We start from the raw sequence: 7,598 nt of genomic DNA on the forward strand, positions 1-7,598 counted from the left end.
TGTCGGTTCACAAAAGTGAATATCACACCGGAGAGCCAACCTGCGCTGAGTGCCAGAAGACCCTGCCAAACGCGAAAGCCCTGTCGGTTCACAAAAGAAAAGATCACACCCCGGAGCAAACCTGCCCTGAGTGCCGGAAGACCCTGCCAAACGCGAAAGCCTTGTCGGTTCACAAAAGTGAATATCATACCGGAGAGCAAACCTGCCCTGAGTGCCTGAAGACCCTGGCAAACACTCAAGCCCTGTCGGTTCACAAAAGAAGGGATCATACCCCGGAGCAAACCTGCCCTGAATGCCAGAAGACCGTGCCAAACGCTGTAGCCCTGTCGGTTCACAAAAGTGAATATCACACCGGAGAGCAAACCTGCCCTGAGTGCCAGAAGATCCTGCCAAACGCGAAAACCCTGTCGGATCACAAAAGAAGAGATCACACCCCAGAGCAAACCTGTCCTGAGTGCCAGAAGACCCTTCCAAACGCGAAAACTCTGTCGGTTCACAAAAGTCGATATCACAGCGGAGAGCAAACTTGCCCTGAGTGCCAGAAGACCCTGCCAAACGCTAAAGCGCTATCGAATCACAAAAGAAAAGATCACACCCCGGAGCAAACCTGCCCTGAGTGCCGGAAGAGCCTGCCAAATGCTCAAGTGCTGTCGGTTCACAAAAGTCTATATCACACCGGCGAGCAAACCTGCCCTGAGTGCCAGAAAACCCTGTCAAACGCTCAAGCCTTGTCGAATCATAAAAGAAAAGATCACACCCCGGTGCAAATCTGCCCTGAGTGCCAGAAGACCCTGCCAAACGCTCGAGCCTTGTCGAATCACAGAAGGCAACACCAAAAACGAAAGCTTGATGATGCAAAGTCAAGTGATTGATGTCTGCTCGTCATAGGCTTAAGAGGGAAGGGCACTGCACACATTTGGGCATGATCTGAAGTGCAATGTTCACGACCATCTGTCTATCACCTGCGGTAGGTTAACCGATGACAAATCTTGTCTATCCTCACTGCTCCTATCCATAGAAAACAAAGGATAGAACCATTAAAAGTCTACTCTTGCACGTATTGGTCTTTGTGCCTTTCGTTTGCCCGCTTGAGCCGCAGACTTACCGTTTTATCGTTGAGGTTAACCAGAACGGGGTTTCGACAAGTCAGTGTTTTTCTATAAAAACTGAGCCGGGCACATTATCTGCAAAGCCTATGAACGATGGGAGGTCGATGCAAAACGAACTATCATACATTACCCGAACAAGCGGATATTCGGGGTCAGGTACGCCTCGCGATGACAAACCCTGTAGGCGAAATAAATTTCAGATCATCACTTTGATGTACGGAACGGGCGGCGGTAACTGTTCCCGGACAACGGGGCCAGAAGATCATGGTCAGTCATTCAATAGATATTCAGAGAAATCGCATTACCTATACGACAACGACCATAATGATGAAAATTCGGGCCGACCCACCGATTCCCGACATAGTCTTGACGAAAATTGCCATCAACAGCCCTGTTGTCATCGACAAGGATGCTGTATCTTCGCTCCCTCCACAAGTACCCGGTGTCGTTCAACATCAGACGACTCTTTCGCTTGCAGAACAGATGTCTATTTGCAAACAGACGATCAGGAATCTGGCCCGGTAAGCCGTTCTGCTGAAGATCCGACAATTGTCTCAGGAGCTGACAGCACCACCGGCCCATCGCTAACATTAAATCCACCTCCTGCGAAAAAACAAAGGAAGGCGGGCTCCAAAAAATACCGATGTGATCACCCCGGCTGTGAAAAAACATTTAGCGCCCAGGGCTCATTGAGCACTCACAAAAATCAATATCACACCGGAAAGCGTAACTGCCCTGAGTGCCAGAAGACTCTGCCAAACGCTCGAGCCCTGTCGATTCACAAAAGGAAAGATCACACCCCGGAGCAAACCTGCCCTGAGTGCCAGAAGATCCTGCCAAACTCGAAAGCCCTGTCGGATCACAAAAGTAACTATCACACCGGAGAGCAAACCTGCTCTGAGTGCCAGAAGAACCTGCCAAACGCTCGAGCCCTGTCGATTCACAAAAGGAAAGATCACACCCCAGAGCAAACCTGTCCTGAGTGCCAGAAGATCCTGCCAAACGCTCAAGCCCTGTCGGATCACAAAAGTCAATATCACACCGGAGAGCAAACCTGCGCTGAGTGCCAGAAGACACTGCCAACTGTGAAAGCTCTGTCGGACCACAAAAGAAAAGATCACACCCCGGAGCAAACCTGCCTTGAGTGCCAGAAGACCCTGCCAAACGCAAGAGCCCTGTCGGTTCACAAAAGTCGATATCACACCGGAGAGCAAACCTGCCCAGAGTGCCAGAAGACCCTGCCAAACGCTCAAGCCCTGTCGGATCACAAAAGAAAAGATCATACCCCAGAGCAAACCTGCCCTGAGTGCCAGAAGACCCTGCCAAACGCTCAAGCCCTGTGGGCTCACAAAAGAAAAGATCACACCCCAGAGCAAACCTGCCCTGAGTGCCAGAAGACTCTGCCAAACGCTCAAGCCCTGTCAATTCACAAAAGAAAAGATCACACCCCCGGGCAAACCTGCCCTGAGTGCCAGAAGACCCTGCCAAACGCTCAAGCCCTGTCGATTCACAAAAGAAAAGATCACACCTCAGAGCAAACCTGCCCTGAGTGCCGGAAGACTCTGCCAAACGCTCAAGCCCTGTCGGAGCACAAAAGAAAAGATCACACCCCAGAGCAAACCTGCCCCGAGTGCCAGAAGACCCAGCCAAACGCTCCAGCCCTGTCGGTTCACAAAAGCCTATATCACACCGGAGAGCAAACCTGCCCTGAATGCCAGAAGACTCTGCCAAACGCTCAAGCCCTGTCGACTCACAAAAGGAAAGATCACACCCCAGAGCAAACCTGCCCTGAGTGTCAGAAGACCCTGCCAAACGCTCAAGCCCTGTCGGATCACAAAAGAAAAGATCATACTCCAGAGCAAACCTGCCCTGAGTGCCAGAAGATCCTGCCAAACGCGAAAGCCCTGTCGGATCACAAAAGAAAAGATCACACCCCGGAGCAAACCTGCCCCGAGTGCCAGAAGACCCTGCCAAACGCGAAAGCCCTGTCGGATCACAAAAGAAAAGATCACACCCCGGAGCAAACCTGCCCAGAGTGCCAGAAGACCCTGCCAAACGCGAAAGCCCTGTCTGACCATAAAAGAAGAGATCACACCCCAGAGCAAACCTGCCTTGAGTGCCAGAAGACCCTGCCAAACGCTCAGGCCCTGTCGACTCACAAAAGTCAATACCATACCGGAGAGCAAACCTGCCCTGAGTGCCAAAAGACCCTGCCAAACGTGAAATCCCTCTCGAATCACAGAAGGCAACACCGAAAACGAAAGCTTTATGATGCTCACTCCAGTGATTGATTTCTGCTTATCATAGGCTCAGGAGGACAAGCAGATTTTAATGCCCATGTGGCACTGAGAAATCATCAACCCGCTTTGACTGTGCCATGAAAGCCTCGCCCCTGGCAGGCATGTTTCCCATAGATGGGAGAATCCATGAACCACTCTGTTTTAGTTCATTGCCCCTTATTTCTCTCGTCTATCCTCACTGCTCTTATCCATAGAAAACAAAGGATAGAACCATTAAAAGTCTACTCTTGCACGTATTGGTCTTTGTGCCTTTCGTTTGCCCGGTTGAGCCGCAGACTTACCGTTTTGTCATTGAGGTTAACCAGAACCGGGCTTCGACAAGCCAGAGTTTTTCTATAAAAACTGAGCCGGGCACATTATCTGCGGTGCCAATGACCGATTGGGGGCCGGTGCAAAACGAACCATCACACATTAGCGGCACAAACGGATATTCAGAGTCAGGCTCACCACCCTATGACAAACCCTGTGGACGAAACAAATTTCAGATCATCACTTTGATGTACGGAACGGGCGGCGGTAACTATTCCCGGACAACAGAGCCAGAGGATCATGGTCAGTCATCCAATAGACCTTCAGAAAAATCGAACTATCTATACGACAACAGCCGTAATGACGAAAATTCGGGCCAGCCCACCGACTCCCGACATAGTCTGGACGAAAATTGCCATGAACAGCCCTGCTGTCATCGACAAGGACGCTGTATCTTCGCTCCCTCCACAAGTACCTGGTGTCGTTCAACCTCAGATGACCCTTTCGTTTGCAGAACAGATGTCTGTTTGCAAACAGGCGGTCAGGAGTCTGGCTCGGTAAGCCATCCTGCTGAAGGTCCGACAGTTGTCTCGGGAGCTGACAGCACCAACGGCCCGTCATTAACATTAAATCCGCCTCCTGCTAAAAAACAAAGGAAGGCGGGCTCCAAAAAATACCGATGTGATCACCCTGGCTGTGAAAAAACACTTGTCTCTCGAGGCTTATTGAACTATCACAAAAGAAAAGAGCACACTCCAGAGCAAACCTGCCCTGAGTGCCAGAAGAGCCTGTCAAACGCTCAAGCCCTGTTGGTTCACAGAAGTCAATATCACACCGGAGAGCAAACCTGCCCTAAGTGCCAGAAGACCCTGCCAAACGCTCAAGCCCTGTCTGATCATAAAAGAAAAGATCATACCGGAGAGCAGACCTGTCCTGAGTGCCAGAAGACCCTGCCAAACGCGAAAGCCCTGTCGTCTCACAAAAGAATAGATCACAGCGGAGAGCAAACCTGCCCTGAGTGCCAGAAGACCCTGCCAAACGCAAAAGCCCTGACAGCTCACAAAAGAAAATATCACACTGGAGAGCGAACCTGCCCTGAGTGCCAGAAGATCTTGCCAAACGCTCAAGCCTTTTCGGATCACAGAAGGCAACACCGAAAACGAAAGCTTGATGACGCAAAGTCAAGTGATTGATGTCTGCTTGTCACAGGCTCAGAGGGGAAGGGCACTGCACACGTTCGGTTATGATCTCAATCGCAATGTTCACGCCCATCGGTCTATCACCTGCGGCGGGTTAACAGATGACAAATCTCGTCTATCCTCACTGCTCCTATCCGCAGAAAACAGAGGATAGAACCATTAAAAGCCTACTCTTGCACGTATTGGTCTTTGTGCCTTTTGTCTGCCCGGTTGAGCCGCAGTCCTATCGTTTTATCGTTGAGGTTAACCAGAATAGGGCTTCGACCAGCCATAGTTTTTCTATAAACACTGAGCCGGGCACATTATCTGCGATGCCAATGAACGATGGGAGGCCGGTGCAAAACGAACCATCACACATTACCCGCGCAAACGGATATTCAGGGCCACGCACGCCTTGCGATGACAAACCCTATCGGCGAAACAAATTTCAGATTATCACTTTGATGTACGGAACAGGCGGCGGCAACTATTCCCGGATAACGGGGCCAGAGGATCATGGTCAGTCATTCAGTGGGCATTCAGAAAAATCACATTATCTATACGACAACGAACATAATGATGAAAATTCGGGCCGACCTACTGACTCCCGACATAGTCTGGACGAAAATTGCCATGAACAGCCCTGTTGTCATCGACAAGGACGCTGTATCTTCGCTCCCTCTACAAGTATCCAGTGTCGTTCAACCTCAGACGACTCTTTCGTATGCAGAACAGATGTCTATTTGCAAGGCGAACAGGAATCTGACTCGGTAAGCCATCCTGCTGAAGGTCCGACAGTTGTCTCAGGAGCTGACAGCACCAACGGCCCGTCATTAACATTAAATCCACCTCCTGCTAAAAAACAAAGGAAGGCAGGCTCCAAAAAATACCGATGTGATCGCCCTGGCTGTGAAAAAACACTTGGCTCTCAAGCCTCATTGAGCACTCACAAAAGGCAATATCACACCGGAGAGCAAACCTGCCCTGAGTGCCAGAAGACCCTGCCAAACACTCAAGCCCTGTTGGCTCACAAAAGAAAAGATCACACCCCGGAGCAAACCTGCCCTGAGTGCCAGAAGACCCTGCCAAACGCGAAAGCACTGTCGGATCACAAAAGAAAAGATCACACCCCGGAGCAAACCTGCCCAGAGTGCCAAAAGACCCTGCCAAACGCTCAAGCTCTGTCGGTTCACAAAAGTGAATATCACACCGGAGAGCCAACCTGCGCTGAGTGCCAGAAGACCCTGCCAAACGCGAAAGCCCTGTCGGTTCACAAAAGAAAAGATCACACCCCGGAGCAAACCTGCCCCGAGTGCGAAAAGACCCTGCCAAATGCTCAAGCCCTGTCGATTCACAAAAGTGAATATCATACCGGAGAGCCAACCTGCCCGGAGTGCCAGAAGACCCTGCCAAACGCGAAAGCCCTGTCGGTTCACAAAAGTGAATATCACACCGGAGAGCAAACCTGTCCTGAGTGCCGCAAGACCCTGCCAAATGCTAAAGCGCTATCGAGTCACAAAAGAAAAGATCACACCCCAGAGCAAACCTGCACTGAGTGCCAGAAGACCCTTTCAAACGCTCAAGCCCTGACGGCTCACAAAAGTCAATATCACACCGGAGAGCCAACCTGCCCTGAGTGCCAGAAGACCCTGCCAAACGCTCAAGCACTGTCGCGTCACAAAAGAAAAGATCACACCCCGGAGCAAACTTGCCCTGAGTGCCAGAAGACCCTGCCAAACGCTCAAGCCCTGTCGGCTCACAAAAGTGAATATCACACCCCAGAGCGAACCTGCCCTGAGTGCCAGAAGCTCCTGCCAAACGCGAAAGCCCTGTCGGTTCACAAAAGTCAATATCACACCCCAGAGCAAACCTGCCCAGAGTGCCAGAAGATCCTGCCAAACGGCAAAGCCCTGTCGGAGCACAAAAGGCAGCACCGAAAACGAAAGCTTTATAAAGCACAGTCAAGTGATTGATTTCTGCTTGTCACAGGCTCAGGAGGGCAAGCGGGTCTTTGATGCCCATGTGGCACAACAAAATCATCAACCTGCTTCGACTGCGCCATGATAGGCTCGCCCCTGGCAGGCACGTTTGCCACGAATGGGAGAATCCATGATCCACTCTGTTTTAGTTCATTGCTCCTTATCCTCTCGTCTATCCTCACTGCTCCTATCCGTAGAAAACAAAGGATAGAACCATTAAAAGTCTACTCTTGAACATATTGGTCTTTGTGCCTTTCGTTTGCCCGGTTGAGCTGCAGACTTACCGTTTTATCATTGAGGTTAACCAGAACCGGGCTTCGACAAGCCAGAATTTTTTTATAAACACTGAGCCGGGCACATTATCTGCGGTGACAATGACCGATTGGGGACCGATGCAAAACGAACCAACATACATTACCTGCACAAACGGATATTCAGAGTCAGGCACGCCACCCAGTGGCAAAACCTTTAGGCGAAATGAACTTCAGATCATCACTTTGATGTACGGATCGGGCGGCGGAAACTATTCCCGGACAACGGGGCAAGAGGATCATGGTCAGTTATCCAATAGACCTTCAGAAAAATCGAACTATCTATACGACAACAGCCATAATGACGAAAATTCGGGCCAGCCTAACGACTTCCGACATAGTCTGGACGAAAATTGCCATGAACAACCCTGTTGTCATCGACAAGGACGCTGTATCTTCGCTCCCTCCACAAGTATCCGGTGTCGTTCAACCTCAGACGATTCTTTCGCTTGCAGAACAGATGTCTATTTGC

Annotated in this window: 7 protein-coding genes; all 7 read left to right on the plus strand. The window is 50.6% G+C overall.

Annotation, left to right across the window (positions count from 1 at the left end):
- Positions 1 to 872 (plus strand): C2H2-type zinc finger protein (locus tag KBW69_RS22935; protein ID WP_257282432.1); only part of this gene is annotated, 872 nt, incomplete at its 5' end.
- A 34-nt stretch (positions 873 to 906) separates the two neighbouring features.
- Positions 907 to 1,032: a transposase gene (locus KBW69_RS24015; protein ID WP_373690738.1), complete on the plus strand. Its 126-nt coding sequence runs from the start codon at positions 907 to 909 to the stop codon at positions 1,030 to 1,032.
- A 19-nt stretch (positions 1,033 to 1,051) separates the two neighbouring features.
- Positions 1,052 to 3,400, plus strand: a complete 2,349-nt coding sequence (locus KBW69_RS22940) for a C2H2-type zinc finger protein (protein WP_257282433.1) — start codon at positions 1,052 to 1,054, stop codon at positions 3,398 to 3,400.
- 236 nt (positions 3,401 to 3,636) lie between these two features.
- Positions 3,637 to 4,851 (plus strand): C2H2-type zinc finger protein, encoded by a 1,215-nt coding sequence (locus KBW69_RS22945; RefSeq protein ID WP_257282434.1) that lies wholly within the window; start codon positions 3,637 to 3,639, stop codon positions 4,849 to 4,851.
- On the plus strand, positions 4,829 to 5,011 hold the full coding sequence (locus tag KBW69_RS24020) for a transposase (RefSeq protein WP_373690737.1): 183 nt from the start codon (positions 4,829 to 4,831) through the stop codon (positions 5,009 to 5,011). Before KBW69_RS22945 ends, KBW69_RS24020 begins: the two co-directional genes overlap by 23 nt.
- A 19-nt stretch (positions 5,012 to 5,030) precedes the next feature.
- Positions 5,031 to 6,809 carry a C2H2-type zinc finger protein gene (locus KBW69_RS22950; RefSeq protein WP_257282436.1) on the plus strand — a complete coding sequence of 593 codons (1,779 nt, stop codon included), beginning with the start codon at positions 5,031 to 5,033 and terminating at the stop codon, positions 6,807 to 6,809.
- A 236-nt stretch (positions 6,810 to 7,045) separates the two neighbouring features.
- A partial coding sequence (locus KBW69_RS22955; RefSeq protein WP_257282437.1) for a hypothetical protein occupies positions 7,046 to 7,598 on the plus strand: 553 nt, incomplete at its 3' end.

The organism is Endozoicomonas sp. ISHI1, from assembly GCF_024606225.1.
Classification (GTDB): Bacteria; Pseudomonadota; Gammaproteobacteria; order Pseudomonadales; family Endozoicomonadaceae; genus Endozoicomonas_A.